Source organism: Aeromonas sp. 25-248 (assembly GCF_053005425.1).
In genome coordinates this window covers 172801-196342 of the sequence record NZ_JBRKTB010000005.1, presented here as the reverse complement: position 1 = coordinate 196342, position 23542 = coordinate 172801, and the positions used below count along the sequence as shown (strand labels likewise).

Below are 23542 nucleotides of genomic sequence, written 5' to 3'. Positions count from 1 at the left end.
CAAATGAAAACGCCCGGCTCAGGGTTTGGTGAACACCGCCACATCGGCATGAGGAAACTCGACCTCTGCCTGCCAGCGGGCCGCCAGGGCACGGAACGAGGCCTCGGCGAAGAAGACGATGTGGGTGGGATCGTGGCGATAGCGCCAGGTCTTGAAGCGATCGTCCCCCAGTACCCGCTGGGTCTGCAACACCAGCACCCCGCCGGGCTTGAGGCAGCCCCAGAGCGTGTCCAGCACGGCGCGGGGGGTGGCGATGTGCTCGATCACCTCGGTGCTGGTGATGAAGTCGTATTGCCTTGTCAGGCACTCTGGGTCGTCGGCATAGAACTTGTCGTAGCCCGCCATCTCGAAGCCCGCCTCCCGCCCCATGGCGATGAGGGCAGGCCCGGGGCCGCAGCCAAAATCGAGGCCGCTGGCAGGAGGCGACACCCGGGCCAGCACCTCGCCAAAGGCACGCATCAGAAAGGCCCGATAGCGGGGATCGTCCACCCGGTTGTCGTGCCCGTCATAGACCGCCTTCTCGGCCCCCTCGTCCAGGTGGTCCGCCTCGTCCATCCAGACCAGCTCGCACGCCAGGCAGCGGTAATAGCCCTTGCCCGCCACCGGCAGGGCATGGTGCCGAGGGGAGAGACACAGGGGACAGTGAACAGGGGATGACATGGCAGCTCCTCGGGTGGCGACAGCGGGGCAGATTGCCTGCCACGCCCGCTGCTGGCAACTGTTTTGTCTGGTGCCCCCATCGCCCCCCGTTCACCCCCCGCCAGTTTTGTTCGTCTTTTTTTGCGCCTTAAGGGTTTCTTAAGTTTGCCCTTTTACTCTCATCCCATCGCAAGAGAAGGAGCCAACCATGACCATCGAGATCCAAGCCCCCTACCGGTTGATCCTGGCCGAATCCCCGCAGCAGGTCATGGCGCTGCAAACCTATATCCAGGCCGCCTATACCCTCGAGTTCAACGCCCGCATTCCCCATTTCCTGCCCTGCCTGCTCGGGCTCTACCGGGCAGATGGCGTGCTGGTCGGTGCCTGCGGCCTCAACCAGGCCTGCCATGGCGAGCACGAGCAACCGCTCTATCTGGAGCAATATCTGGAGCAGCCTGTCGAGGTCGCCATCGAGACCCGTCTCGGGGTCCGTCCGGCCCGCCACCGCATCATCGAAGTGGGCAATCTTGCCTGCAGCGAACCGGGTCACGCCCGCCTGATGTTTGCCGCGCTGTGCCGTCTGCTGTGTGACAACGCCCTGGACTACGTGGTGTTCACCGGCACCGCCAAGCTGCGCAACAGCTTTACCCGCCTGCGTCTCAACCCGGTGGAGCTGGCACTCGCAGAGGCCCATCAGGTGGGAGAGGATGCCAGCGCCTGGGGCGAATACTACCGCTGCCAGCCCAAGGTGATGGCAGGCGACATCAACCAGGGGCGCGAGGTGCTCGCACAGAGCAGCCTGCTGCTCAACCTGCTGGGGCCCATGCCCCGCCTTTTTAACCATGCCGACATCGACAGGAGGTGCGCGCAATGACGCTGTTCGACACCATCGCCCACCATGCCAGCCAGACCCCGCGCCAGCCTGCGCTGCTAGGCAGCCAGGGTGAGCTGGATTACCAGAGCCTGTGGCAGCAGATCCAGCAACTGGCTGGAGTGCTGCTAGGGGCCGGCATCCGCCGCCTGGCCCTGCAACTCGACAACGGCCTGCCCTGGGCGCTGATCGATCTCGCCTGCACCTGGGCCGGCATCGTGGTCATCCCGGTTCCCCACTTCTTCAGTCCGGCGCAGCAGACGTGGCTGCTTGAAAGCAGCGGAGCAGACGCCCTGGTCGGCCCGGAGCACCAGGGGTGGCAGTCCGCCTCGCCCCTCGTGCTCATGGCAGGCAGGCCCGATGAACAGGCCGTGCCCCTGTGGCGCCGCATCCCGGCCCGCCTCCCCGAGCTGCCTGCAGGCACCGCCAAGATCACCTATACCTCGGGCACCACGGGGCAACCCAAGGGCGTCTGCCTGTCGCTGGAACAGATGACGGCGGTCTGCGGATCCCTTGCCCTGCGGGTGGCCCCTGCCCGGGTTGAGAAACACCTGACCCTGCTGCCCCTCACCACCTTGCTGGAGAACCTGACCGGCTTGTATGTACCGCTGCTGACCGGCGCCTGCAGCCGCATCCCCTCCCTGGGGGAACTCGGCTTCTCGGGCTCCAGCAAGCTGGATCCTGCGGCCCTGGCCCAGGCACTGCTGCGCTGGCCCAGCCACAGCCTGGTGCTAGTACCCGAGTTGCTGCGCCTGCTGCTGGCCCTGTGCCTCAATACCCCTGCCCTGGCGACACAGCTCGGCACCCTGCGCTTCGTCGCCGTGGGCGGCGGCAAGGTCGCCCCCGAACTCATCGCTCACGCCCGTGCGGCGGGGCTGCCGGTCTACGAGGGATACGGTCTCTCCGAATGCGGCTCCGTGGTCGCCCTGAACGGCCCACACGGGGATCGTCCCGGCAGCGTCGGCCTGCCCCTGCCCCACTGCCAGGTGACGATCGCCGCAGACGGCGAAGTCATGGTCAGCGGCAGCGCCATGCTGGGCTACCTGGGGGAAGAGGGCGAGACGGGCAGCCAGATCGCCACAGGGGATCTGGGTCGGATCGACGAGGAGGGTTATCTCCATATCACGGGGCGCAAGAAGAACGTGCAGATCACCGCCTTTGGCCGCAACTTCTCCCCGGAGTGGGTGGAAGCCCAGGCCCAGCTCTGCCCGGCCATCGCCCGCATCGTCATCTTCGGTGACGGTCAGCCCGCCAACGTGGCCCTTATCCAGCCGCTGCCGGGCAGCCAGTCCCAATTGCCAGAGCAGATTGCCCGGCTCAACCAGCAGTTGCCCGATTACGCCCGCATCCATCACTGGTTGCCGGTCGCCCTGGATCAGCTCCCCGGCCTGCTGACGGCCAACGGGCGCCCCCGTCGCAACGAGATTTATCACCATTTTTCCCGGCAGATCAGCCAATGCCTCACAGGAGAGACCTCATGAGCTTCTACCAGACCCTGCAACAAGCCACCGCCTGCGAGCGCGAACGCCTGTTCAACGCCCCCATCATCGAGGCCTGCCGCCGCGGCGACATCAGCCGTGACACCTACCTCGCCTTCCTAGCACAGGCCTACTACCACGTGCGCCACACGGTGCCGCTCCTGATGGCCACCGGCGGCAAGCTGGGGCAGGAGTACGAATGGGTGCGTGGCGCCATCAGGGAGTACATCGACGAAGAGTACGGCCATCAGGAGTGGATCCTGAACGACATCCGTGCCTGCGGCGGTGATGCCGAGGCGGTGCGCCACGGCCAGCCGGGCCTGCCCATCGAGCTGATGGTGGCCTTCCTCTACGACCAGATCCAGCGCGGCAACCCCATGGGCTTCTTCGGCATGGTGCAGGTGCTGGAAGGCACCAGCGTCGCCATCGCCCTGACCGTCGCCGACCAGCTCAAGAGCGGTCTGGGTCTGCCGCCCCAAGCCATGAGCTACCTGAGCTCCCACGGGGCCCTGGACCAGGAGCACCTCAAATTCTTCGAATCCCTGATGAACCGGGTGGAAGATGCCGCCGATCAGGCCGCCATCATTCACGCCGCCAAGGTGGTCTACCGCCTCTATGGCGACATGCTCTATCAGCTCACGGGATCCTGCCAATGAAGCTTGAAGGCAAACGCATACTGCTGACTGGCGCCAGTGGCGGCATTGGTGAAGCCCTGGCCCATGAACTGGCGGCCCAGGGTGCCCATCTGCTGCTGCACGGTCGTCGGGCCAGCGCCCTGGAGCGCCTGCGCCGGGAGCTGCCTCATCCGGATCGCCACCAGACGGTGACGGCCGATCTTGGCTCTCCCCATGAGCGGGCGCAGCTGCTGCAACATCCGGCCCTGGACGAGGGGCTGGACGTGCTCATCAACAGTGCGGGCTGCAACCAGTTCGCCTGGCTGGAAGATCAGAGCAGCGAGCAGGTGACACGCCAGTTGCTGCTCAACGTCGAGGCGCCCATCCAGCTCACCCGGGCCCTGCTGCCCCGGCTGCGCAAGCCCGCCATCATCATGAACATCGGCTCCAGCCTCGGGGCCATCGGTTTTGCCGGCTACAGCGTCTATTGCGCCAGCAAGTTCGCCATGCGCGGCTTCAGCGAGTCCCTGGGGCGGGAGCTGGAGGGAACCGGCATCAAGGTGCTGCACTTTGCCCCCCGTGCCACCCGCACCCACCTCAACTCCGAGGCGGCCTATGCCATGAATGCCGAGCTCGGCACCCGGACCGACAGCCCACAGGACGTGGCCGAGGAGGCCGTCATCGCCCTGTGCAACGAGACACGCCGCCGCTGGCTCGGCTGGCCGGAAAAGCTCTTTGTGCGGCTCAACGGCCTGCTGCCCGCCTTGGTGGACATGGCCCTGGCCAAGCAGCGCCCGATCATCGAGCGCCACGCCCGCCGCACCGCCTCCCCAGCCCCCGATCACAGGAGCGATCCCGCCTGTGCGACAAACGAGAAGGAACTTTGAGATGAAGCACACCACTTTCCGTCCCCGATTTGGTCACGGCCCCCTGTTGCTTGCCCTGGGAGGCCTGCTGGCAAGCGGTCTGGCCCAGGCCGCCGATGCCCTGCCCACCATTCAGCAGGAGTGGGCCCACTGCCAGTACCAGCAGACCGGAAAAGCCAAGGAGAGCTGCCTGGAGAGCCTGAGTGCCAAGGCCGATGAGGCGAGCGCCAAGGAGGCATTTCGCACCGATCTGCTGATCTGGTCCGCCATCGTCAAGAGCACCTGGGCGGGGGCCAAAGGCGGCCTCGGCGCCCTTGGTCTGGTGAAGGAGGCCAAGGCCAAGCTCGAGATCGCCATCAAGCAGGATCCCAAGGCGCTGGAAGGCTCGGCCTACACCAGCCTGGGCTCCCTCTACTACCAGGTGCCGGGCTGGCCGGTGGGCTTTGGTGACGACGAGAAGGCGGAGAAGCTGCTCAAGCAGGCGCTGGCCATCAATCCCACCGGCATCGACCCCAACTTCTTCTACGGCGACTTCCTGCTGGATCAGGGTGACAAGGCACAGGCGAAGGTCTATCTGGACAAGGCCCTGGCCGCCCCGGCGCGCCCTGGCCGCGAGGTGGCGGACGAGGGCCGCAGAATGGAAATTCGCGAGCGTCTCGCCAAGCTGTAAACACAAGCAGCACAGTGCGCTATTTCAACTCTGCCCACCAGCTTGCATACTGGTGGGCAGTGTCGTTTGAGGGAGAGAACAATGCGGATCCTGTTGGTGGAAGATGATGTGATGCTGGGAGACGGCATGGTGGATGCCCTGCGCAGCAGCGGCTACACGGTGGACTGGCTCCAGCAGGGGATGCCGGCCCTCTCGGCGCTCAAGAGCGAGGAGTTTGCCGCCCTTGTCCTGGATCTCAACCTGCCGGACATCGACGGCATCAGCCTGCTGCGCAAGTTGCGCCGGGAGGGGCAGACCCTTCCCGTGCTCATCCTGACCGCCCGTGATGCCCTGGACGACCGGGTACTGGGGCTGGATGCTGGCTCCGACGACTACATGGTCAAACCCTTCGCCCTGCAGGAGCTCAACGCCCGGCTGCGCGCCCTGGTGCGGCGCAGCAAGGGGCAGGCCCAGGCGGTGCTGGAGTACGGGGAGCTGCAGCTCTTCCCCGCGTCACAACAGGTCACCTATCGGGGCGAGCCGGTCAAGCTCACCCCCCATGAGTACAAGCTGTTGCAGGAGCTCATCACCCAGAGCGGCCGGGTATTGAGCCGGGATCAACTGCAACAGAGCCTCTACGGCTGGGACGAGGGGGCAGAGAGCAACGCGGTGGAGGTGCACATTCACCATCTGCGCAAGAAATTTTTCCCCGAGCTCATCCGCAACATTCGCGGTGTCGGTTACATCGTGCCCCAGCTCGACGTCCAGGGCGCAAGAGGAGCCTCCGCTCCATGAGCCGTGTCCGTTCCATCCGCCGTTTCCTGCTCTCCGGCATCCTGGCCCTGGTCAGCCTCAGCCTCGCCATCAGCGGCCTTATCGGCTACCTGCAGGCCAACCACGAAATGGAAGAGCTGTTTGATGCCCGTCTCGCCCAGTCCGCCCGCATCACCAACCAGTTGCTCAGCCGCTATCTCAAGCAGAGCGGCGAGCTGCCGCGCAACGGCACCGTGTACCAGGAGTGGGTGCAGGCCGTCCCCGAGACGCCCCACATCGAGAAGGGCGGCTTCTTCCAGTTCGGCCAGGACAACGAGTTCACCCCCTATGGCCATGAATTCGAGCACAACCTCTACTTCCAGTTGCTGAGCGAGCAGGGCGCCGTGCTGCTGCGCTCGCCCAATGCCCCGGCCCAACCGTTGACCACCCTGGAGCGGGGCTTCAACAGCGAAACCAAGGATCACCACGAGTGGCGCACCTTTACCCTCTACAACGAAGATGAACAGACCTGGCTCATCGTGGCGGAGCGGGATGACGAACGCAGCGAGCTGGCCAGCAAGATGGCCACCCTCACCATGCTGCCCCTCTTCATCACCCTGCCCTTCCTGCTCGGTCTGCTGTGGTGGCTGATCACCCGGGGGCTGTCACCGCTGCACCAGCTGGCGCAAGCCATCGGCGAGCGTCATCCCGCCAACCTGAGCCCCCTCAATCTCGCCATCAAGGCCGAGGAGCTGACGCCGCTGGTGGGGGAGATCAACCGGCTGATGCACGCCCTCGCTGACACCCTGGATCGGGAGAAACAGTTCACCAACGAGGCCGCCCACGAGCTGCGCACCCCCCTCGCGGTACTGCGCATCCACAGCGAGAACGCCATGACGGCCGAGGATGATCAGAGCCGGGAGCAGGCCCTGCGCAAGATGCTCTTGGCCCTCGATCGCAGCGACCGGCTTATCCGCCAGTTGCTGACCCAGGCCCGCATCGACAACCAGCAGAGCCCGGCCCTCACCGCCCTTCCCTTGTTCCCCTTGTTGCAGGGCACCCTGGCGACCCTGGCCCCCATCGCCCTGAAAAAGGATCAACAGCTGTCCCTGGAGGGCGCCGAACAGGTGCAGGTAATGGGACAGGCGATGTTGCTGGAGCTGATGTTCGGCAACCTCATCGACAATGCGCTGCGCTACACCCAGGTGGGCGGCGAGGTCGCCGTGGTGGTGAGCCAGGTGGGCAACCGGATCCGGGTGGATGTGCGGGACAACGGCCCCGGCATCCCCACCGCCGCCCTCTCCCGGCTGTGCGAGCGCTTCTTCCGGGTCAATCCCCAGCAGGGGGATGGCGTGGGCCTTGGCATGGCTATCGTCTCGCGCATCGCCCAGCTTCACGGAGCGGATCTCGACATCCACAACCGGCCTGAAGGGGGGCTCGAAGTGAGCGTGCTGCTGCCCGCCTCGCGCCAGGCATGAGGGGTCCGCCTTTGCGCACGCCATGAAAAACGGGGGCCAGGCCCCCGTTTTTCATGGCTGCACCACCCTAGTCGCAGGTGGGCTGTACCGTGAAGGTCCGGCTCGAATCCACCGGTCCCAGCTCCGCCAGCAGACGGCGCCCCAGCAGCACCGGGTAGATCATCTTGCTGCGATCCCGCAGGGTGAACCACTCCTTGTAGACCTGGTCCCCGACGCAGACGGACATGGTCACCGTCGGGCGCTCCTCCATGCCGCCCGCCCCTCGCACCGTCACGCTGCGCTCCACAGGTCGCTCCACGCTCCGGCGCACCACCTTGTCGGTATTGGCATCGGTCAGCACCAGGTTGAAGCGCACCCAGGGCTTGCCATCCTTCTTGAAATGCTTCAGGTCGCGGGCATCCAGCGACGAAGTGAGGGCACCGGTATCGAGCTTCATCTTGACCGCCACTCCGTAGGGCATCAGCACCCCCTTCTCGATCCAGCCATAGCTGGTCTGGGCCGCCATCGCGCTGCCGCACAGCGCCCACATCATGGCCGCCGCCACCATTCTCTTGCCCATTTTGCTCTCCGCCTTGTCAGTCTTGCGCCCAGATGTATCACAGCCAACTGCCGGGTCAACCGGATTCTGGCGTGCAGGGGAGCGGGCTCTGGACGCGGTGCCAACAGGCGACAATCCATGCCGGGCACGGCGCGTGAGTGGGGAATGCAGCAGGAAAACGAGGGGAGAACAGGGTGCTGGATGACGCTGGCGGCCATCCTCAGGTTGTGACGCCAAAGGCTACCACAGCGGTGCGTGAATTATCAGTCTTGTTCTGACGGGATTTTTGCCTACACTGCTGTAAACCGGAGGGCCTGAAAACCACCGGTTTTTTTGCGCCTGCCGAAAAGTTGCCACTGCAAAGTGAGCTCTCACACAAGGCTCAATAAGGAATTCGCAATGCGTATCGAAGAAGACTTGAAGCTCGGTTTCAAGGATGTCCTGTTTCGCCCCAAGCGCTCTACTCTCAAGAGCCGTTCCCAAGTCAGCCTGACCCGCCAGTTCACCTTCAAGCACACCCAGACCCAATGGCAGGGCGTGCCCGTCATCGCCGCCAACATGGATACCGTCGGCAGCTTCGCCATGGCGCGTACCCTGGCCAGCTTCGAGATGATGACGGCGGTGCACAAGCACTACAGCCTTGCGCAGTGGCAAACCTTCGTCAATGAGACCGACCCGGCCCTGCTGGGCCACGTAATGGTCTCCACCGGCACCTCGGAGGAGGACTTCACCAAGACCCGCCAGATCCTCGCGATGTCCAGCGCCCTGCGCTTCATCTGCGTGGACGTGGCCAACGGCTACTCCCAGCACTTCGTCGAGTTTTTGCGCAAGATCCGCGAGGCCTGCCCGAACCACGTCATCCTGGCGGGCAACGTGGTGACCGGCGAGATGGTGGAGGAGCTGATCCTCTCCGGCGCCGACATCGTCAAGGTGGGCATAGGCCCGGGCTCGGTCTGCACCACCCGGGTCAAGACCGGGGTCGGCTACCCGCAGCTCTCCGCCATCATCGAGTGTGCCGATGCGGCCCACGGCCTGGGTGGCCAGATCGTCGGTGACGGCGGCTGCACCTGCCCGGGGGATGTGGCCAAGGCATTTGGCGGCGGCGCCGACTTCGTGATGCTGGGGGGCATGCTGGCCGCTCACGAAGAGTGCGGCGGTGAAATCGTCGAGGTCGATGGCGAGCCCTTCATGAAGTTCTACGGCATGAGCTCGGCCAGCGCCATGGACAAGCACGCCGGCGGCGTCGCCGAGTATCGCGCCTCCGAAGGCAAAACCGTGCTGCTGCCCTACCGCGGCCCGGTGGAGAACACGGTGCGCGACATCCTGGGCGGGGTGCGATCCACCTGCACCTATGTGGGGGCCAGCCAGTTGAAAGAGCTCACCAAACGCACCACCTTCATCCGGGTGCGCGAGCAGGAGAACAACGTCTACGGCAAGGAGTAAGTCCCTCCTTCGGCCCCGAGCCGACCGTTAGAAGCCAGCCAACCGGTGTGCTACCCTGCGCACCGGTTTTTTTGCATCTGGGATCCCGCGCCATGACAAGCCCTCTCCCCCCGTTCGACTGGGACATCTTCTGCTGCGTCGTCGACAACTTCGGTGACATCGGCGTCACCTGGCGACTCGCCCGCCAGCTCAAACAGGAAGGCGCGCTCCCGGCGCAGAAGAGTGAGGTGCAGGTGCGGCTCTGGGTGGACGATCTGGCTAGCTTCGCCCGCATCTGCCCAGCGCTCGACCCCTCACAGGACGGTCAGTGGGTCAATGGCATCTATGTCCAGCACTGGCACGAGCGCCTCCCCGCCGACATGACCCCGGCCAGGGTGGTCATCGAGGCGTTTGCCTGCGAGCTGCCCGCCCCCTTTATCGAACGCATGGCCGAGCAGACCATGCCCCCCTGCTGGATCAACCTCGAATACCTCTCGGCCGAGAGCTGGGTCGAGGATTGCCATGGCCTCGCCTCGCCCCAGCAGGTCGGCAGCCGGCGCCTCGACAAATACTTCTTCTTCCCGGGTTTCACGCAGAAAACGGGCGGCCTCTTGTGCGAGCACGGCCTTATCGTCGAGCGCGAGCGCTGGCAACAGGATGAAGCGGGACTGACTGCCTACTGGGCCAGCCTAGGCCTGCCACCCCAACGAGAAGACGAGCTGCGGGTCAGCCTCTTTACCTACGAGAGCGAGGCGCTCAGGAGCCTGGTCGAGTGCTGGCGCCAGAGCGTCACCCCCGTCACCCTGCTGCTGCCGCTGGGGCGCTCCCTCGACGACGTGCTCATCGGCGCAGGGCTGGCAGCGGCCATTCCCGGAGCCCGGGCCGGAGATCTGCTCCAGGCGGGCAACCTCACCATCAAGCTGCTGCCGATGACCGATCAGAGGGGCTACGATCGCCTGCTGTGGAGCTGCGATCTCAACCTGGTGCGCGGGGAGGACTCCTTCGTGCGGGCCCAGTGGGCAGGGCGCCCCTTCCTCTGGCATATCTACCAGCAGGAAGAGGATGCCCACATGGTCAAGTTGGACGGTTTTCTTGACCACTACCTCTCCCCCTTGCCAGCGCCGGCCGGTCAGTGGCTGCGCCGCTTCAACCATGCCCTCAACCGGGGGAAACACACCGGTGAACTCTGGGCACAATGGCCGCAATACGCGGCCATATGGCAGCAACATGGGCGCACCTGGCCACAGAGGCTGCTGGCGGACGGGGATCTCGTCACGAGGTTGGTGAAATTTTTAGAAAGCCGTATATAATCTGGCAGTTTTTATCCGTCCGTTTCACGAACAGGAATTTTTTACATGAAAACCGCACAGGAAATCCGCGCTGGTAACGTAGTCATGATCGGCACCGAGCCGATGGTGGTCCAGAAGGCTGAATTCAACAAATCCGGCCGTAACTCCGCCGTGGTCAAGATGAAGCTGAAGGGTCTGCTGAACGGCAGCGCCACCGAGACCGTCTTCAAGGCCGACGACAAGCTGGAAGTCGTTCAGCTGGAGCGTAAAGAGTGCACCTACTCCTACTACTCCGACCCGCTGTATGTCTTCATGGACACCGAGTACAACCAGTACGACGTCGAGAAAGACAACCTGGGTGATGCCCTGAACTACCTGGTAGACGGCATGGAAGACCTCTGCGAAGTGACTTTCTACAACGAGAAAGCCATCTCCGTAGAACTGCCGACCACCATCGTGCGTGAAGTCGAGTACACCGAGCCGGCCGCCCGTGGCGACACCTCCGGTAAAGTGACCAAGCCTGCCCGCCTGAAGGGCACCTCCTACGAGCTGGCCGTTGCCGCCTTCGTGGAGATCGGTGACAAGATCGAAATCGACACCCGTACCGGTGAATTCAAGCGTCGCGTCAACTAAGTTGACCCCTTGATGTGATTGCAAAAAAAGCGAGCCCAGGCTCGCTTTTTTATTGGCTGGCACCTCACGGCCGACCTGATGAGAAGCCGTGCCCCTAGCGGCGATGGGCCAGTGCCCGCACCAGCCTGTCCCCCACCCCCTGTACCAGTTGCACCAGCAGTAGCAACATGACCACTGTCCCTGCCATCACCTTGTCATCAAAGCGCTGGTAGCCGTAGCGGATCGCCAGATCCCCGAGCCCGCCGCCACCGACCACCCCCGCCATGGAGGAGAAGCCAATGAGCATCACCACCGTCAGGGTGAGCCCGGCCAGCAGCGCCGGCAAGGCCTCGGGCAGCAGCGCCTTGACGACCACGTGCCAGCCGCTGCCCCCCATGGCGAGCACGGCTTCGACGCGCCCCTTGTCCACCTCATCAAGGGCGCTCTCCACCACCCGGGCAAAGAAGGGGAAGGCCCCCAGGGTAATGGGAACGATGGCGGCGGTGCTGCCCAGTGAGGTGCCGACTACCAGCCGGGTCAGGGGGATCAGGGCGATCAGGAGCACCACGAAGGGGAGCGACCGCCCGATGTTGATACCGATTCCCAGCACCATGTTGAGACGGGGCAAGGGCAGCACGCCCCCGGGACGGGTCACCACCAACAGCACCCCGGTCGGCAGCCCCAGCAACAGGGTGAACACGGCCGCCACTCCCACCATGTAGAGCGTTTCGAGCGACCCCTGATACATCAGTTCGAGCAAGGCTTCTGCACTCAGGCGACTCTGCATAAACGCACCTCCTCTGTGACCCCGTGACGTGCCATGAAACGCCGCAGGATCTCGGGATCCGGCAACAGGGCCTGCCGCACGCGGGAGTCGGGGTTGGCCAGCAGGGTGCCCAGAGCGCCGCTTTCCACCAGCTGACCCCGTTCAAGCAACGCCGCGTGATCGCAGATGGCCCTGACCACCTCCAGCTCGTGGGTGATGAGCACTATGGTGATCCCGAGGCGGCGGTTGATGTCGGCAAGCAGCGCCAGCACCGACTCCGTGGTCTCCGGATCCAGGGCACTGGTCGCCTCGTCACAGAGCAAGTGGCGCGGATTGGCGGCCAGGGCGCGGGCGATGCCCACTCGTTGCTTCTGCCCCCCCGACAACTGGGAGGGAAAGGCGCGACGGTGCTCGCCAAGCCCCACCAGTTCCAACAGCTCGCTGACCCGGGCCGCCAGCTCCCCGCGCGCCACTCCGGCGATTTCCAGCGGGACCGCCACGTTCTCCTCCACGCTGCGGGCGTGCAGCAGATTGAAGTGCTGGAAAATCATGCCGGTCCCCTGACGGTGGCGGCGCAAGGCCGCCCCCTCCAGGGCCGTGATGTCGCGGCCATCGAACAGGATGCGGCCCCGGCTTGGCCGCTCCAGCAGATTGAGGCAACGAATGAGGGTGCTCTTGCCCGCACCGCTGCGCCCGAGAATGCCGTAGATGGCCCCATCCGGAATCTCGAGCGACACCCCCTCCAGAGCGGGTTGCCCGTGCCCCGGGTACTGCTTGCCGAGCCCCTCCAGCACTATCATGACTGCCGCCCGGCCACCGGGATCACCGACCCCTTGTAGCTCTTGCGAATGAAGTCGGCGATCGCCCTGGACTCCAGATCCCGCGCCAACTGGCGGATCCGCGGATCATCCTTGAGCGCCGGGGTGGTCACCAGGATGTTGGCGTAGGGATTGTTCTGGGCGCTCTCCAGCCCCAGGGCATCGCGAGCAGGCTCCAACCCCGCCTCCAGGGCATAGTTGCCATTGATCACCGCCAGATCCACGTCGTCGAGGGAGCGCGGCAGCTGCGGCGCCTCGATCTCCAGGATCTTGAGCGCCTTGGGGTTGGTGGCGATGTCGTGCACCGTCGCCAGATCCCGCGCCGGATCTTCATGGCCGGCCTTGAGGGTGATGAGCCCCTCGTGCTGCAACAGATAGAGGGCCCGGCTCAGGTTGGTGACATTGTTGGGCAGGGCGATCACCGCCTTTTCCGGTACCTCCCTCAGGTGCTTGAACTTCTTCGAATAGATGCCAAGAGGCTCCACGTGTACGGTCGCGGCCACCACCAGCTCAGTGCCGAGCGCCTTCTCCTGATCCCGCAGGTAAGGGACGTGCTGGAAATAGTTGGCATCCACATCACCCGCCACCAACAGGGCATTGGCATTGATGCCGCCGCTGAGCTCGATCACCTGCAGATCCAGCGAAGGGTCCTGGCGTTTCACCTCGCCGAGGATATCCGCATGGGGCAGTGGATCCGCGGCAACCCGCAGCGCCTGGGCTGCCTGGGCGGAGAGAGAGAGTCCGAGGGCCAATACCAGGCCGCTCAGGGAAAACAGTCCGTGCTTGTTCATCTTGTGCTCCTTGCCATGCAATCAATGGGTGGTTTCGCCGACCGCCAGCGCCCGGGGCGCCGGCAACAGATCGGCATGGTGGCGCAATGCCACATCAGGGTGGGAACGCAGCCGCCCCTTGAGGTAGTTCCAGCCCACCTCCCGCAGCAGCGGATTGTGCGGGTCGGTGGCAGGCCCCCTGGCTTCACGGGCCAGTGCCTCGGGCAGCGGATAGACGGGCACCACGGCGTCGAGCTGGGCCCCCAGGAAGAAGGCGATGGAGAGACGCTCCTGCCCCGGTGCCGACGGCACCACCCGATGCACGGTCGCCCGCAGGTAGCCGTTGCTGGCGAGCTCCAGCAGCTCACCGATGTTGACCACGAAGGTGCCTGGGAGCGGGAGCGCATCGATCCAGTGATCCGGCGCCACCTCCACCTGCAGGCCGGGCTGGTCATCCTGCAGCAGGAAGCTCAGGAAGCCCGAATCCTTGTGGGGACCGACCCCCTGGGTGGCGCCCCGCTCACCGGGATAGCGGATCAGCTTGATATGTTCGTTCGGACGCTCTCCATGCAGGGCATCGAAGGCATCTGGCGACAGTGCGAGCGCCTCGGCAAAAGCCCCGAGCAGGGTACGGGACATGCGGGTCATCTGCCCACGCCAGCGCGTCAGCACGGGTTGCAGTGTCGGCAGCGCCTCCGGCCACTGATTCGGCCCCTGCAACCGCCACCAGGGCGGGTCGCCCGCCGCGCGCGGCAAGGCAGGGCGATCGGCACCGATATCAAACTGCTCTCGCCAGTCGGGTTGACCCCGGGTCAGCTCCGCCCCCGGTCGGTTGTAGCCACGAAAATGGGGAGAGTGGATCATGGCGACCTGCTGCTTGGCCGCCAGAGGCAGCGCAAAGAAGGCCCGCGACAGCTGCTGCACCTCCTGCTGCAGCTCGGGATCGATGCCGTGGCCGGTCAGGTAGAAAAATCCCGTCTCTCTCGCGGCATCGCGCAACGATGCCAGAAAATCGGCCCGGGCGTCGGGCGAGGCATCCAGCTGCCTCAGGTCGAGGATGGGCAAGTGAACCAAGGTGCTCATGGCGATAACGCTCCCTGTCGATGGAAAGTGAGGGTGAACCTCTCGTTCTGACGAGACAGGGGGGAGAATTCTCCGCCTGCGGCCAGTGACGACATGCCCCGGCCCCCTGTCTGCCTGCCCTTACTGAACCATGTATGGGTCACAGGATGGAACAATCAAAACCGGGAATGCTTTGCCATTTGGAACAATCCCGGCCCCGTGTCCGGCCCGCCGGTCAGACCCTCTTCGCCACCGCCGATGCCGATGTGCCCCCTTGCCCTAAAGAAACCCCCGGCGAGGCCGCTATGAGGGAGTGCTGGAGGATCCCCCATGACATTTCGCCCCTATCTGCTGCTGACCCTGCTTGCTTTTGCCGCCCACGGCGCCGGGCAGGCACCGTCAGGCGCCGCCCCGGATCCAGCCCCCCTGGTTCCCCCCGACTACTGGCAGAGCAGCGACTGGCAGGGAATACCCGACAGCACCAGGGTGGACAAGCAACAGGTACTGTTTGCCAAGCACGACAGCGACAACTACGTGGGTCTGGTCATCCTGCTGCCCGACTGGCAGCGCAGCGGCCAGCTGTGGCAACTGACCCGGGAGCTGGGGCGCCTCGGTTTCGATACCCTGCTGCTGCTCCCCTCGCCGCAGCAGACCGAGCTCGACCCCGCCGCCGAGAAGAAACAGCAGGTCATCGACGATTTTCGCAAGCAGTTTGCCTCCCGCATCAGCAAGCTGGGGGATGCCAAGCTGCAGGAGGGGGGCTTCAAGCTGCTGCTGGCCCAGGGTACCAGCGCCGCCTGGGCCGCCAACCTCATCGCCAGCGAACAGTTGCCCGCCCCCGATGCCCTGGTGCTGCTCGACGGCTTCTTCCCCAACCAGCTGAGCAACCAGACCCTCGCCAAGCAGATAGCCCAGGGCAGCATCCCTACCCTGGATCTCTATCAGGAGGAGGGAGGACGCTGGCCCCTGCTGGCGGCCGAAGCCCGCAGAAGCGAGAGCCGCCGCAGCCACAAGCTCAACTACCGCCCCTATGCCCTGATGGATCTGGAGGAGACGCCGGGGCGCATCCAGGGCTGGCTGACGCACCTGGGCTGGATCTGAGTCCCTCCGAGGCACAGCCACCCGCCTTTTGCCTTCCCCATCGGACTTGACCCGATGCCACCGCGCTGGTCAGCCGCCCTCCATGTTTGGCATCATGTCCGAACCAATGGCAGGAGGCTTCATGCAGCAAATCGTGTTTCTCGACAGCGACACCCTGGACACCGGCATCAATCTGCGCCGCCCCGATTTTCCCCATCACTGGCAAAGCTACCCGACCACGGCGCCGGATCAGGTGGTGGAGCGGCTCAAGTGCGCCAGCATCGCCATCATCAACAAGGTGCGCATCGGGGCCGATGAACTGGCCCAGCTGCCCGAACTGCGCCTGATCGCCCTGGCCGCCACCGGCAGCGACAACCTGGATCTGGAGGCGTGCCGCGCCGCCAATGTCGCCGTGTGCAATATCCGCAACTACTCGGGCCCTTCCGTCCCCGAGCACGCCATGGCCCTGATGCTCGCCCTGTCGCGCAACCTGTTCGCCTGGCGCCAGTCCCTGCTGGAGGGGCGCTGGCAACAAAGCGGCCAGTTCTGCTTCTTCGACCACCCCATCACGGATCTGCATGGCAAGCGCCTCGGGATCATCGGCAAGGGAACCCTGGGACAGGCGCTGGGACAGCGGGCAAGCGCCATCGGGATGGAGGTTTACTATGCCCAGAGCCAGGTCGGCTCCCCGGGGGATGACGACAGGCTGCCCCTGGATGCCCTGCTGCAAAGTTCGGATGTGATCAGCCTGCACTGCCCGCTCACCCCCTACACCCGCCATCTCATCGGGGAGCGGGAGTTGGCCCTGATGAAACCGGGTGCCCTGCTCATCAACGTGGGCCGTGGCGGCCTGGTGGACGAGCAGGCGCTGCTCGAAGCCCTCGGCAACGGCCGTCTGGGGGGCGCCGGCTTCGATGTGGCAAGCGTCGAGCCGCCGCCTCCGGATCACCCCCTGATGCAGGCCCTGCGTTACCCCAATTTCATCCTGACTCCCCACGTGGCCTGGGCCAGCGAAGAGTCGATGCAGCGCCTCGCGGATCAGCTCATCGACAACATCAACGCCTTCTCCCTTGGCAGGCGCCAGCACCGGCTGGTGTAAGAGGCCGCTCGCCGCCCCTTACGGGCCGGCAGCGGGATCAAAAAAAGGGGCCAAAGGCCCCTTTTTGTCGATCAGCTTGCCGCGGCATCAGTCGTCATGCCATCTGTGCTTGCGGTGCTTTTTGTGTTTCTTGTGGTGCTTGTGATAGCGCCTGTCATCGTAATAGCGATCGCCGCGGCTCTCGTGACCATCCCCGGTCCTGGCTCCGATGGCGGAGCCACCGGCACCACCGATACCGGCGCCGATCAGCTGGCCCGTGCTGCCACCGACGCTCTTGCCGATGGCAGCCCCGCCCAGGGCACCAACGGCGCCGCCGAGCGCAGCTTCGTTCTTGTTGCCCCTATTGGCCGTGGCCGCACCACCGGCCGCGCCCCCCAGGGCTGCCCCCACCAGGGCGCCGGTGTCGCCACCCAGCTCCTTGCCGATCATGGTGCCCGCCACCCCGCCGGCTCCGCCGCCGAGAATGGTATTGAGGGTCTCGGATGCCTGCACCTGTCCTGTGCCCAACAGCAACGCCCCCAGCAGCGCCAGTGCGCTCATGCCAAACGGTTTCATTTTCATGGGGTACTCCTGTCAAACCTGATGATTGATTATTTTTCCCTGCACTATACAAAGCCCCCTGACCTGCGCCACTGCCGCAAGGGGCACCTCACCGCCAGCCCTCCCTGTCTCCGGTTCGCGACACGATGCAAGAAAGCAGGCTAACCACCTGAAACCACATCAAAAAAAAAGGTCACACGAGAAATTATCCCCGTCATGACCCTTTTCTAGGCCCAAAGGCCCTTTTTTGCAGCGTTCACCGTCAGACAGATACTGTCACAACCTCCCCGTCAACGGGCGACGACGCCGCCAGATGCCAGCAATCCCGCCCCTGGTGCTTGCTCTCGTACAGGCAGGCATCCGCCCGCTCTAGCAGCGTCAGGGCATCATCCGGATAGCGCGCGCCGCCGGCGCTCAGGGTGATGGCGTCGGCGAACTCCCGCCATTTCAGGGCCTTCACCCGACCGAGCAGGTGGGTCAGGCGACATTCCACCTCCGCCTGCTCCCAGGGCAGCAAGGCCGCAAATTCATCGCCCCCGATGCGGTAGACCCGCTCATCCCCCAGGGTTCTCGCCATGATGGTGGCTACCCGAAACAGCACCGCATCCCCCACACCGTGTCCCCAGCTGTCGTTGACGCGCTTGAAGTTGTCCACATCGAACAGCACCAGCCAATAGGGCCTCCCCGCCTGCTCCAGCCCCGCCCGCTGCTGATCGAAGGCTCGCCGGTTCAGGATGCCGGTGAGAGGGTCGTGGAGCAGGGCATCCTGCCCTTGCAGCAGGCTGTTTCGCACCTGTTCTATCTCTCCCAGGCTGCCGTGCACGAACCAGGTTCGCTGACGCCGCTGGATCTCCTTTCTCGCCTCATCCCGGATGAGGCCGCTGAGCGAGCCCTGCACCAGCGCCTGCTCCTGGCGAAAGATCCGCACCAGAAACCACAGGCTGCACAGCCAGATGCAGAGCAATGCCAGGGCGGGCAGCACCACCATCAGCAGGGTGTCTTGCAGGTTTTCATGAAAATGGGAGGGGGGGAGATAGACGTTGAGATCCCACTCCATCCCCTCCAGAGCGTGTTGCAGGTGGCGTCCTTCCCAGAACCCGTCCAGGCCGACCGCCTGCGTCTCCCGCTCGAGACGGAGCGGCAACAGCGACAAATTGTGCCCCACCACCAGCTTGCCGCCCTTGCGCTCGGTGATGTAGAGGGCCACCGGATCCTCACCCACCGCCCGGTGCAACGCCCCCTGCAAGGCGCTGAACGACATGTCCACCATCAGCAGCCCAAGCAGTTGCCCCTCATCATCCTTGACCCGCTTGATGAGGGTCAGTACCTCTCCGGCCGAATCGAACGCCGGGTAGGGACCGAACCAGACGAGATCATCACCCTCGCCGGACAGGGTCTGGTACCAGGGCCGCGCCTGTGCCCGGTAGCCCTCCGGTTGCTGCCAGTCGGGATAGCCGTCGAGCCGATGGGTGCGCGCATTGTAGAAATAGAGGAAGTGGGCGTCGTACTTGAACTGATGGGCAATGGGCCAGATGGGATTGATGGCCGATGCCCCGGCAGCGATGGCCTGCTTGTCCAGGGACGCCTCCAGCACGCCAAGCTGGCGGCGGTTGTCCTGCGCCATGTCCTGGAACAGGGTGGCGTCGAGGGCGGCCAGCATGTGACCGTAACCCGCCACCGTCTTGTCGATGCTGCTCAGGTAGCTGGCTGCCGCCAGCAACAGGGTGGCGATCAGCACCAGCCCTCCCAGGAGAAGCGACAGCGGAGTCAGTATGTAATAGCGTTCCTTGATCAGCGCCGCCGTCATGCCACCCTCTATAAAATGTCATATTTTATGAATTTTATAGATTAAAAATCTGCAAAAGATATTGATTGAAGTCATTAACATCCACCACTAATGATAAAAAAGATATCAAGGTGTCTCGCGGCCATATTCACATCCGTCATGTGAATATCCATAAAAAGTAGAAACAGTCATTACTCGTCGTTGACGGTTTATTGCCCGCAAGGTGTTATAGTCGATGACTCGAGAAATCGGAGCCAGATGACCTTTGTCGGCAACGCTGGCGGTGATGATTCATCAACCAAGGAGATGTTATGAGCAGTCCGTTTATCGAACAGATCAAAGCACGTCGTACCATCTATGCCCTGGGCAACCGGGTGACCCACTCCGAGGCCCAGCTGACCGCCCTCATCAAGGATGCCGTCAAGCACAGCCCCTCTTCGTTCAACTCCCAGAGTTCCCGCGCCGTCATCCTGTTCGGCGAGCAGCACCACAAGCTGTGGGACATCGTCAAGGCGGAGCTCAAGAAGATAGTGCCGCCGGAGGCCTATCCCCAGAGTGAAGCCAAGATCAACGGCAGCTTCCGCGCCGGGGCTGGCACCGTGCTCTTCTTCGAAGACACCGCCGTCATCGAGGATCTTCAGCAGAAATTCGCTCTCTATGCCGACAACTTCCCCATCTGGTCCGAACATGCCACCGGGATCGCCCAGTTCGCGGTCTGGACCACCCTGGCCCAGGAGGGCATCGGCGCCTCCCTGCAACACTACAACCCGCTCATCGACGATGCGGTCCGCAAGGAGTGGGACCTGCCCGCCAGCTGGCTGCTCCGTGCCCAGATGCCTTTTGGCAGCATAGAGCAACCTGCCGGCGACAAGACCTTCATCGACGACGACGTGCGTTTCCGGGTCTTCAAGTAAGCCTTCACGCCCCCTCCACCAGGGGGCGTTTTCATCTCGCACTCGTTCACCCTTGTCACGTGCCAGCCATACTCTGAGCAAACCCTCTCTTGTCAGGAGGTCCCCATGGGGGACATCGCACGCCAACGTACCTCATGCACATTGACGCCCTTGTCCGCTCTGTTGTGTGTCGCCGCCCTGATACTGCTGTTCTCGCTGATCGGCATCTTCACCCGCCCCCCCAACCTGCTGGCGGCCTTCTGGCCTGCCAATGCGGTCCTGCTCGGCTGCATGGTGCGCTATCCACGCCTGGCCACCCCGGCGGGCTGGGCCGGCGGCATACTGGGCTTTTTTCTCGCCGCCCTCTTCACCGGCGAGCCCCTGTTCAAAACCATCCTGCTGACCTGCGGCAACCTGGCCGGCATCGGCGTCGGGTATCTGCTGATGCATCGGCTCGCGCCTGCCGACAAGCTCCTCAGGCGCCCCACCTCCCTCGTGCTCCTGCTGCGAAACACCCTGGCCGCCTCCCTCGCCGCCGGCGTGGTCGGCGCCACCATCAATCCCATCCTGTCTCTGGGCCCCCCGCTCTACGGGCTGGGCTTCTGGTTTGCCAGCGAGCTGGTGAACTACATGACCATACTGCCGGTGCTCCTGACACTGCCTCCCCATGACAGCATGCCCCCCTGGCGTACCCTCCTCTACCGCACCGAGTTCTCCTGGGCCGGATTGATGCCGTTGCTGAGCCTGGTGGCCTCCCTGCTGCTCACCCTGCTCATCGAGGGGCCGGGATCCATCGCCTTCCCGGTACCGGCACTGCTCTGGTGCGCAGTCACCTACTCCGTCTTCGCCACCAGCCTGCTGACCCTGGGTTACAGCACCCTGATCCTGATCGCCCTCTCAAACGGCCACCTCGTCATCAATCACGATGTCCAGACCCAGTACTGGATGTTCTCCGTCCGGATAGGGGTCATGCTGATCGCTCTCACCCCCCTGACCGCCGCCAGCATCATGGCGGCCCGCAACAGCCTGCTGCGGGAGATGAAACACCTGGCCCACCACGATCACCTGACCGGTGCGCTGAACCGGGCCGGCTTCTGGTCGGCCGCCCACGAACTGCTCCAGCACCTCACGGTGCAGCGCTACCCTGTGGCGGTCTGCATGCTGGACATCGATCATTTCAAACGCATCAATGATCGTCACGGTCACGAAGAGGGGGACAACCAGTTGAGCGGCTTCGCGGCCCGGGTGCGCGACCAGCTTCGACCGGGGGATCTCTTCTGTCGCCTGGGGGGAGAGGAGTTCGTGGCCATCTTGCCCGGCCTCAGCGAGGAGCAGGCCATGGCGGTGGCCGAGCGGCTGCGAAAAATCGTCGCGCAGCCAGGGGAAGAAAAGGGAGCCGAGCCCGCCGTCTGCATCACGGTCAGCATCGGTATCGCCTCCCAGAGAGAGGGCCCCTTCAATCTGGACGAGCTGCTCTCTCGCGCCGATCAGGCGCTCTATCTGGCCAAGCACAATGGCCGCAACCGGGTGGAACGCTACTCGCCTGAGCAGGCTTCCCCCAGCGTCGGGCAATCTTGCGGCACCTGAATGGCGTGGCTCTTGTCGTCATCATCCGGCCTCTGCCGGCTGCGGGGCGGGCAGATGAAGATGGAGCCCGTCCGATGCCACCTCGATCTCGATCCCGCGCCAGTCCCGCAGCCAGCCCTTGAGCCTGTCGTCATACCGCCTTGTTCCCCCCATCTGCACCACCTGGCAACCCGCCTGCAGGGCGCTGGCGATGCCCGCTGGCGCATCCTCGAACACCAGGCAATCGGCCGGAGCCAGTCCCAACCGGCTGGCAGCCAGCAAATAAGGCTCGGGATCCGGCTTGCCCCGTACCACATCCCCGGCGCACACCAGGAGACGGGGCAGCGGCAATCCGGCGTGCAGCAGCCGGTGCTCTGCCACCCTCCGGCTTGCGGAGGTCACCAGCGCCCAGCGCGTCGATGGCAGCTGTTCGAGCAGTCGCCGGGCACCGTCCAGGGGCATCGGCGCCGCAGCGTATGCCATCTCCAGATCGTCGAGCAGGGCCACCTCCACCGCCATGTCCAGCTGGGGAGCCAGGGCCCCTATCACCTCCCGTGAGCGCACGCCGTGGCACATGGCGAGCACGGGAGCGGGATCCAGCCCATGGTGCTGACACCAGCGCCGCCACACGACTTCCACGTCGCCGGTGGAGTGGACCAAGGTCCCGTCCATGTCCAGCAGCAGGGACGCGGCCCTCACGCGCACCGCGCTCACAGGGCTCTCCCCGCCAGCGCATCGGCGAAGACCTGCCGCTGGGCAGCGGCCTCGTAACAGGCGAGCGCCTGCTCCGCATTACTGGCCCACACCGGCAAGGGGGCGACGACGAACCCCTGCTGCAACAGGCTGGTCAGCAGCTCCCCGGTCTCCGGTGCGGCCAGCGGCTGAGCCATCACCAGGCTCCCCTTGATCAAGAACAGATAGCGTTCGCTCGACATGACATGACTCCTTGTGGCTGAACAGCGGGCAAGCAGGCCCGTTTCGAGACCATTAGAACAAGGAGATTAGATAATTTATAATCAATAAATCGCCACATTGGATAACCAAATGGAATGAGATTCGACCTGAGACAATTGCAGGCCTTCGTCATGCTGGCCGAGAGTGCCAACTACCGGGAGGCGGCCAGCCGGCTTTATGTGACGCAACCGGCCCTGACCAAGCAGATCCAGGGGCTGGAGCAGGCCCTCGGCAGCACCCTGTTCAACCGGGGCCGCCACGGGGCCGAGCTGACAGCCATCGGCCTACAGTTGCTGCCCCAGGCCAAGGCTCTGGTGGATCACGGCAAGGGATTCGAGCGGCATGCCCTGGCGCTGGCAAGCGGTGCCGCCGGACGCCTCAATATCGGGTTCGGGCTCTCCAGCTTTGCACTGGCCCCCTCCCTGGTGGCCCGTTTCAAACAGCAGGCCCCCGACGTGCTGGTTCACCTGCGGGACACCACCTCCGCCATCCAGCAGGAGCACTTGCTGGCGGGTCGGCTGCAACTGGGCTTCATGCGACGGCCTGATGCGCCACAACTGAGGGAACACAGGTTGCTGACGGACAGACTGGTGCTGGCCGTCCCCACCCGGGTGGCAGGGCCGGACTTCGACCTGGAGCGGGCGCTGATCCGCGATCCCTTGCTGCAGATGGTGGGCCATCGCTGCCCGGGTCTCAGCCAGCAGATCGCCCGCTTTCTCGGCGCCAACCGGCTGACCGGTCTCATCCAGGAGGCGGAAGACATCCAGACCCTGGTGGCCCTGGTGGCCGCCGGTATCGGCAACGCCATCCTGCCGCGCAGCGTGGGGTTCATCGCGGGCAAGGAGGTGACCCTCTACCCCCTTTCCGGCCCCTGGTCGGAATGGGAAATCAGCCTGGTGTGGAACCCGGAATTTGCCGATCCCATCCGGGATCGCTTCCTCGCCATGGTGAGAGAGACGCACCCCGAGCCCGCATGAGGTGCATGATAAGCCTGCAGGA

The 23542-nt window shown here is 64.5% G+C and carries 25 protein-coding genes; 15 read left to right on the top strand and 10 right to left on the bottom strand.

Annotation, left to right across the window (positions count from 1 at the left end; genetic code table 11):
• Positions 1–18: 18 nt before the first annotated feature.
• A complete protein-coding gene (locus ACVDHI_RS10185; protein ID WP_039039566.1) occupies positions 19–660 on the bottom strand; it encodes a class I SAM-dependent methyltransferase in 642 nt (213 codons plus the stop codon).
• Positions 661–847: 187 nt separating this feature from the next.
• Here ACVDHI_RS10185 and ACVDHI_RS10180 point away from each other — a divergent pair, with 187 nt between their 5' ends.
• The 7 genes from ACVDHI_RS10180 (at position 848) to ACVDHI_RS10150 (ending at position 7348) form a co-directional block, all read left to right on the top strand.
• Positions 848–1513, top strand: coding sequence for a thermostable hemolysin (locus tag ACVDHI_RS10180; protein ID WP_408827805.1), 666 nt, complete (start codon positions 848–850; stop codon positions 1511–1513).
• Positions 1510–2991, top strand: coding sequence for an AMP-binding protein (locus ACVDHI_RS10175; RefSeq protein WP_447212051.1), 1482 nt, complete (start codon positions 1510–1512; stop codon positions 2989–2991). The genes ACVDHI_RS10180 and ACVDHI_RS10175 overlap by 4 nt, the downstream gene beginning before the upstream one ends.
• Positions 2988–3644, top strand: coding sequence for a TenA family transcriptional regulator (locus ACVDHI_RS10170; protein WP_039039563.1), 657 nt, complete (start codon positions 2988–2990; stop codon positions 3642–3644). The genes ACVDHI_RS10175 and ACVDHI_RS10170 overlap by 4 nt, the downstream gene beginning before the upstream one ends.
• Positions 3641–4489, top strand: a complete 849-nt coding sequence (locus tag ACVDHI_RS10165) for an SDR family oxidoreductase (protein WP_447212050.1) — start codon at positions 3641–3643, stop codon at positions 4487–4489. Before ACVDHI_RS10170 ends, ACVDHI_RS10165 begins: the two co-directional genes overlap by 4 nt.
• Before the next feature lies 1 nt (position 4490).
• Positions 4491–5138, top strand: a complete 648-nt coding sequence (locus tag ACVDHI_RS10160) for a tetratricopeptide repeat protein (protein WP_113068846.1) — start codon at positions 4491–4493, stop codon at positions 5136–5138.
• 81 nt (positions 5139–5219) lie between these two features.
• Entirely contained in the window at positions 5220–5912 is a 693-nt protein-coding gene (locus ACVDHI_RS10155) for a response regulator (RefSeq protein WP_041215642.1), read from the top strand.
• Positions 5909–7348 carry an ATP-binding protein gene (locus ACVDHI_RS10150; RefSeq protein ID WP_039039559.1) on the top strand — a complete coding sequence of 480 codons (1440 nt, stop codon included), beginning with the start codon at positions 5909–5911 and terminating at the stop codon, positions 7346–7348. Before ACVDHI_RS10155 ends, ACVDHI_RS10150 begins: the two co-directional genes overlap by 4 nt.
• Positions 7349–7415: 67 nt before the next feature.
• Here the strand turns inward: ACVDHI_RS10150 and rloA3 are convergent, their stop codons facing one another.
• Positions 7416–7895, bottom strand: a complete 480-nt coding sequence (gene rloA3, locus ACVDHI_RS10145; RefSeq protein ID WP_041212542.1) for a retropepsin-like aspartic peptidase RloA3 — start codon at positions 7893–7895, stop codon at positions 7416–7418.
• Positions 7896–8285: 390 nt separating this feature from the next.
• Here rloA3 and ACVDHI_RS10140 point away from each other — a divergent pair, with 390 nt between their 5' ends.
• The 3 genes from ACVDHI_RS10140 (at position 8286) to efp (ending at position 11230) form a co-directional block, all read left to right on the top strand.
• On the top strand, positions 8286–9329 hold the full coding sequence (locus ACVDHI_RS10140; protein WP_039041089.1) for a GMP reductase: 1044 nt from the start codon (positions 8286–8288) through the stop codon (positions 9327–9329).
• 92 nt (positions 9330–9421) lie between these two features.
• Positions 9422–10618: an elongation factor P maturation arginine rhamnosyltransferase EarP gene (gene earP, locus ACVDHI_RS10135; protein WP_447212049.1), complete on the top strand. Its 1197-nt coding sequence runs from the start codon at positions 9422–9424 to the stop codon at positions 10616–10618.
• Positions 10619–10663: 45 nt separating this feature from the next.
• Positions 10664–11230 (top strand): elongation factor P, encoded by a 567-nt coding sequence (efp, locus tag ACVDHI_RS10130; protein ID WP_010673788.1) that lies wholly within the window; start codon positions 10664–10666, stop codon positions 11228–11230.
• A 94-nt stretch (positions 11231–11324) separates the two neighbouring features.
• Here efp and ACVDHI_RS10125 read toward each other — a convergent pair whose 3' ends face one another.
• Genes ACVDHI_RS10125 through ACVDHI_RS10110 form a run of 4 tightly spaced genes read right to left on the bottom strand, consistent with a single transcriptional unit; the run spans position 11325 to position 14646 of the window.
• Positions 11325–11996: a methionine ABC transporter permease gene (locus ACVDHI_RS10125; protein WP_324033244.1), complete on the bottom strand. Its 672-nt coding sequence runs from the start codon at positions 11994–11996 to the stop codon at positions 11325–11327.
• Positions 11981–12775, bottom strand: a complete 795-nt coding sequence (locus ACVDHI_RS10120) for a methionine ABC transporter ATP-binding protein (RefSeq protein ID WP_447212048.1) — start codon at positions 12773–12775, stop codon at positions 11981–11983. Before ACVDHI_RS10120 ends, ACVDHI_RS10125 begins: the two co-directional genes overlap by 16 nt.
• Positions 12772–13584, bottom strand: coding sequence for a MetQ/NlpA family ABC transporter substrate-binding protein (locus ACVDHI_RS10115; protein WP_010673785.1), 813 nt, complete (start codon positions 13582–13584; stop codon positions 12772–12774). The genes ACVDHI_RS10120 and ACVDHI_RS10115 overlap by 4 nt, the downstream gene beginning before the upstream one ends.
• A gap of 21 nt (positions 13585–13605) precedes the next feature.
• The gene (locus ACVDHI_RS10110; RefSeq protein ID WP_039041093.1) at positions 13606–14646 is read right to left on the bottom strand and encodes an isopenicillin N synthase family dioxygenase; all 1041 of its coding nucleotides are present in this window, start codon (positions 14644–14646) and stop codon (positions 13606–13608) included.
• Positions 14647–14955: 309 nt separating this feature from the next.
• Here ACVDHI_RS10110 and ACVDHI_RS10105 point away from each other — a divergent pair, with 309 nt between their 5' ends.
• Positions 14956–15726: a DUF3530 family protein gene (locus ACVDHI_RS10105; protein WP_039041094.1), complete on the top strand. Its 771-nt coding sequence runs from the start codon at positions 14956–14958 to the stop codon at positions 15724–15726.
• Positions 15727–15847: 121 nt separating this feature from the next.
• Complete coding sequence (locus ACVDHI_RS10100) at positions 15848–16804, top strand: D-2-hydroxyacid dehydrogenase (RefSeq protein ID WP_039041095.1); 957 nt, start codon at positions 15848–15850, stop codon at positions 16802–16804.
• Positions 16805–16891: 87 nt separating this feature from the next.
• On the opposite strand, the gene ACVDHI_RS10095 is transcribed toward ACVDHI_RS10100, so the two are convergent.
• Together ACVDHI_RS10095 and ACVDHI_RS10090 are read right to left on the bottom strand one after the other, a co-directional pair.
• A complete protein-coding gene (locus ACVDHI_RS10095; RefSeq protein ID WP_039041096.1) occupies positions 16892–17365 on the bottom strand; it encodes a YMGG-like glycine zipper-containing protein in 474 nt (157 codons plus the stop codon).
• A 241-nt stretch (positions 17366–17606) separates the two neighbouring features.
• Positions 17607–19151 carry a diguanylate cyclase domain-containing protein gene (locus tag ACVDHI_RS10090; protein ID WP_447212047.1) on the bottom strand — a complete coding sequence of 515 codons (1545 nt, stop codon included), beginning with the start codon at positions 19149–19151 and terminating at the stop codon, positions 17607–17609.
• Between the two features lie 290 nt (positions 19152–19441).
• Here ACVDHI_RS10090 and ACVDHI_RS10085 point away from each other — a divergent pair, with 290 nt between their 5' ends.
• Complete coding sequence (locus tag ACVDHI_RS10085; RefSeq protein ID WP_010673779.1) at positions 19442–20044, top strand: nitroreductase family protein; 603 nt, start codon at positions 19442–19444, stop codon at positions 20042–20044.
• A gap of 105 nt (positions 20045–20149) precedes the next feature.
• Positions 20150–21610, top strand: coding sequence for a sensor domain-containing diguanylate cyclase (locus ACVDHI_RS10080; RefSeq protein ID WP_447212046.1), 1461 nt, complete (start codon positions 20150–20152; stop codon positions 21608–21610).
• A 21-nt stretch (positions 21611–21631) separates the two neighbouring features.
• On the opposite strand, the gene ACVDHI_RS10075 is transcribed toward ACVDHI_RS10080, so the two are convergent.
• Both ACVDHI_RS10075 and ACVDHI_RS10070 read right to left on the bottom strand, forming a co-directional pair.
• A complete protein-coding gene (locus tag ACVDHI_RS10075; RefSeq protein ID WP_447212045.1) occupies positions 21632–22303 on the bottom strand; it encodes an HAD-IA family hydrolase in 672 nt (223 codons plus the stop codon).
• Positions 22300–22524: a hypothetical protein gene (locus ACVDHI_RS10070; protein WP_010673776.1), complete on the bottom strand. Its 225-nt coding sequence runs from the start codon at positions 22522–22524 to the stop codon at positions 22300–22302. The genes ACVDHI_RS10075 and ACVDHI_RS10070 overlap by 4 nt, the downstream gene beginning before the upstream one ends.
• 114 nt (positions 22525–22638) lie before the next feature.
• Here ACVDHI_RS10070 and ACVDHI_RS10065 point away from each other — a divergent pair, with 114 nt between their 5' ends.
• The gene (locus ACVDHI_RS10065) at positions 22639–23520 is read left to right on the top strand and encodes a LysR family transcriptional regulator (RefSeq protein WP_447212044.1); all 882 of its coding nucleotides are present in this window, start codon (positions 22639–22641) and stop codon (positions 23518–23520) included.
• Positions 23521–23542: the final 22 nt, after the last annotated feature.

Coding starts and splice junctions, on each gene's coding strand:
- ACVDHI_RS10185 (WP_039039566.1), bottom strand. CDS start 660: ATGTCATCCCCTGTTCACTGTCCCCTGTGTCTCTCCCCTCGGCACCAT.
- ACVDHI_RS10180 (WP_408827805.1), top strand. CDS start 848: ATGACCATCGAGATCCAAGCCCCCTACCGGTTGATCCTGGCCGAATCC.
- ACVDHI_RS10175 (WP_447212051.1), top strand. CDS start 1,510: ATGACGCTGTTCGACACCATCGCCCACCATGCCAGCCAGACCCCGCGC.
- ACVDHI_RS10170 (WP_039039563.1), top strand. CDS start 2,988: ATGAGCTTCTACCAGACCCTGCAACAAGCCACCGCCTGCGAGCGCGAA.
- ACVDHI_RS10165 (WP_447212050.1), top strand. CDS start 3,641: ATGAAGCTTGAAGGCAAACGCATACTGCTGACTGGCGCCAGTGGCGGC.
- ACVDHI_RS10160 (WP_113068846.1), top strand. CDS start 4,491: ATGAAGCACACCACTTTCCGTCCCCGATTTGGTCACGGCCCCCTGTTG.
- ACVDHI_RS10155 (WP_041215642.1), top strand. CDS start 5,220: ATGCGGATCCTGTTGGTGGAAGATGATGTGATGCTGGGAGACGGCATG.
- ACVDHI_RS10150 (WP_039039559.1), top strand. CDS start 5,909: ATGAGCCGTGTCCGTTCCATCCGCCGTTTCCTGCTCTCCGGCATCCTG.
- rloA3 (WP_041212542.1), bottom strand. CDS start 7,895: ATGGTGGCGGCGGCCATGATGTGGGCGCTGTGCGGCAGCGCGATGGCG.
- ACVDHI_RS10140 (WP_039041089.1), top strand. CDS start 8,286: ATGCGTATCGAAGAAGACTTGAAGCTCGGTTTCAAGGATGTCCTGTTT.
- earP (WP_447212049.1), top strand. CDS start 9,422: ATGACAAGCCCTCTCCCCCCGTTCGACTGGGACATCTTCTGCTGCGTC.
- efp (WP_010673788.1), top strand. CDS start 10,664: ATGAAAACCGCACAGGAAATCCGCGCTGGTAACGTAGTCATGATCGGC.
- ACVDHI_RS10125 (WP_324033244.1), bottom strand. CDS start 11,996: ATGCAGAGTCGCCTGAGTGCAGAAGCCTTGCTCGAACTGATGTATCAG.
- ACVDHI_RS10120 (WP_447212048.1), bottom strand. CDS start 12,775: ATGATAGTGCTGGAGGGGCTCGGCAAGCAGTACCCGGGGCACGGGCAA.
- ACVDHI_RS10115 (WP_010673785.1), bottom strand. CDS start 13,584: ATGAACAAGCACGGACTGTTTTCCCTGAGCGGCCTGGTATTGGCCCTC.
- ACVDHI_RS10110 (WP_039041093.1), bottom strand. CDS start 14,646: ATGAGCACCTTGGTTCACTTGCCCATCCTCGACCTGAGGCAGCTGGAT.
- ACVDHI_RS10105 (WP_039041094.1), top strand. CDS start 14,956: ATGACATTTCGCCCCTATCTGCTGCTGACCCTGCTTGCTTTTGCCGCC.
- ACVDHI_RS10100 (WP_039041095.1), top strand. CDS start 15,848: ATGCAGCAAATCGTGTTTCTCGACAGCGACACCCTGGACACCGGCATC.
- ACVDHI_RS10095 (WP_039041096.1), bottom strand. CDS start 17,365: ATGAAAATGAAACCGTTTGGCATGAGCGCACTGGCGCTGCTGGGGGCG.
- ACVDHI_RS10090 (WP_447212047.1), bottom strand. CDS start 19,151: ATGACGGCGGCGCTGATCAAGGAACGCTATTACATACTGACTCCGCTG.
- ACVDHI_RS10085 (WP_010673779.1), top strand. CDS start 19,442: ATGAGCAGTCCGTTTATCGAACAGATCAAAGCACGTCGTACCATCTAT.
- ACVDHI_RS10080 (WP_447212046.1), top strand. CDS start 20,150: ATGGGGGACATCGCACGCCAACGTACCTCATGCACATTGACGCCCTTG.
- ACVDHI_RS10070 (WP_010673776.1), bottom strand. CDS start 22,524: ATGTCGAGCGAACGCTATCTGTTCTTGATCAAGGGGAGCCTGGTGATG.
- ACVDHI_RS10065 (WP_447212044.1), top strand. CDS start 22,639: ATGAGATTCGACCTGAGACAATTGCAGGCCTTCGTCATGCTGGCCGAG.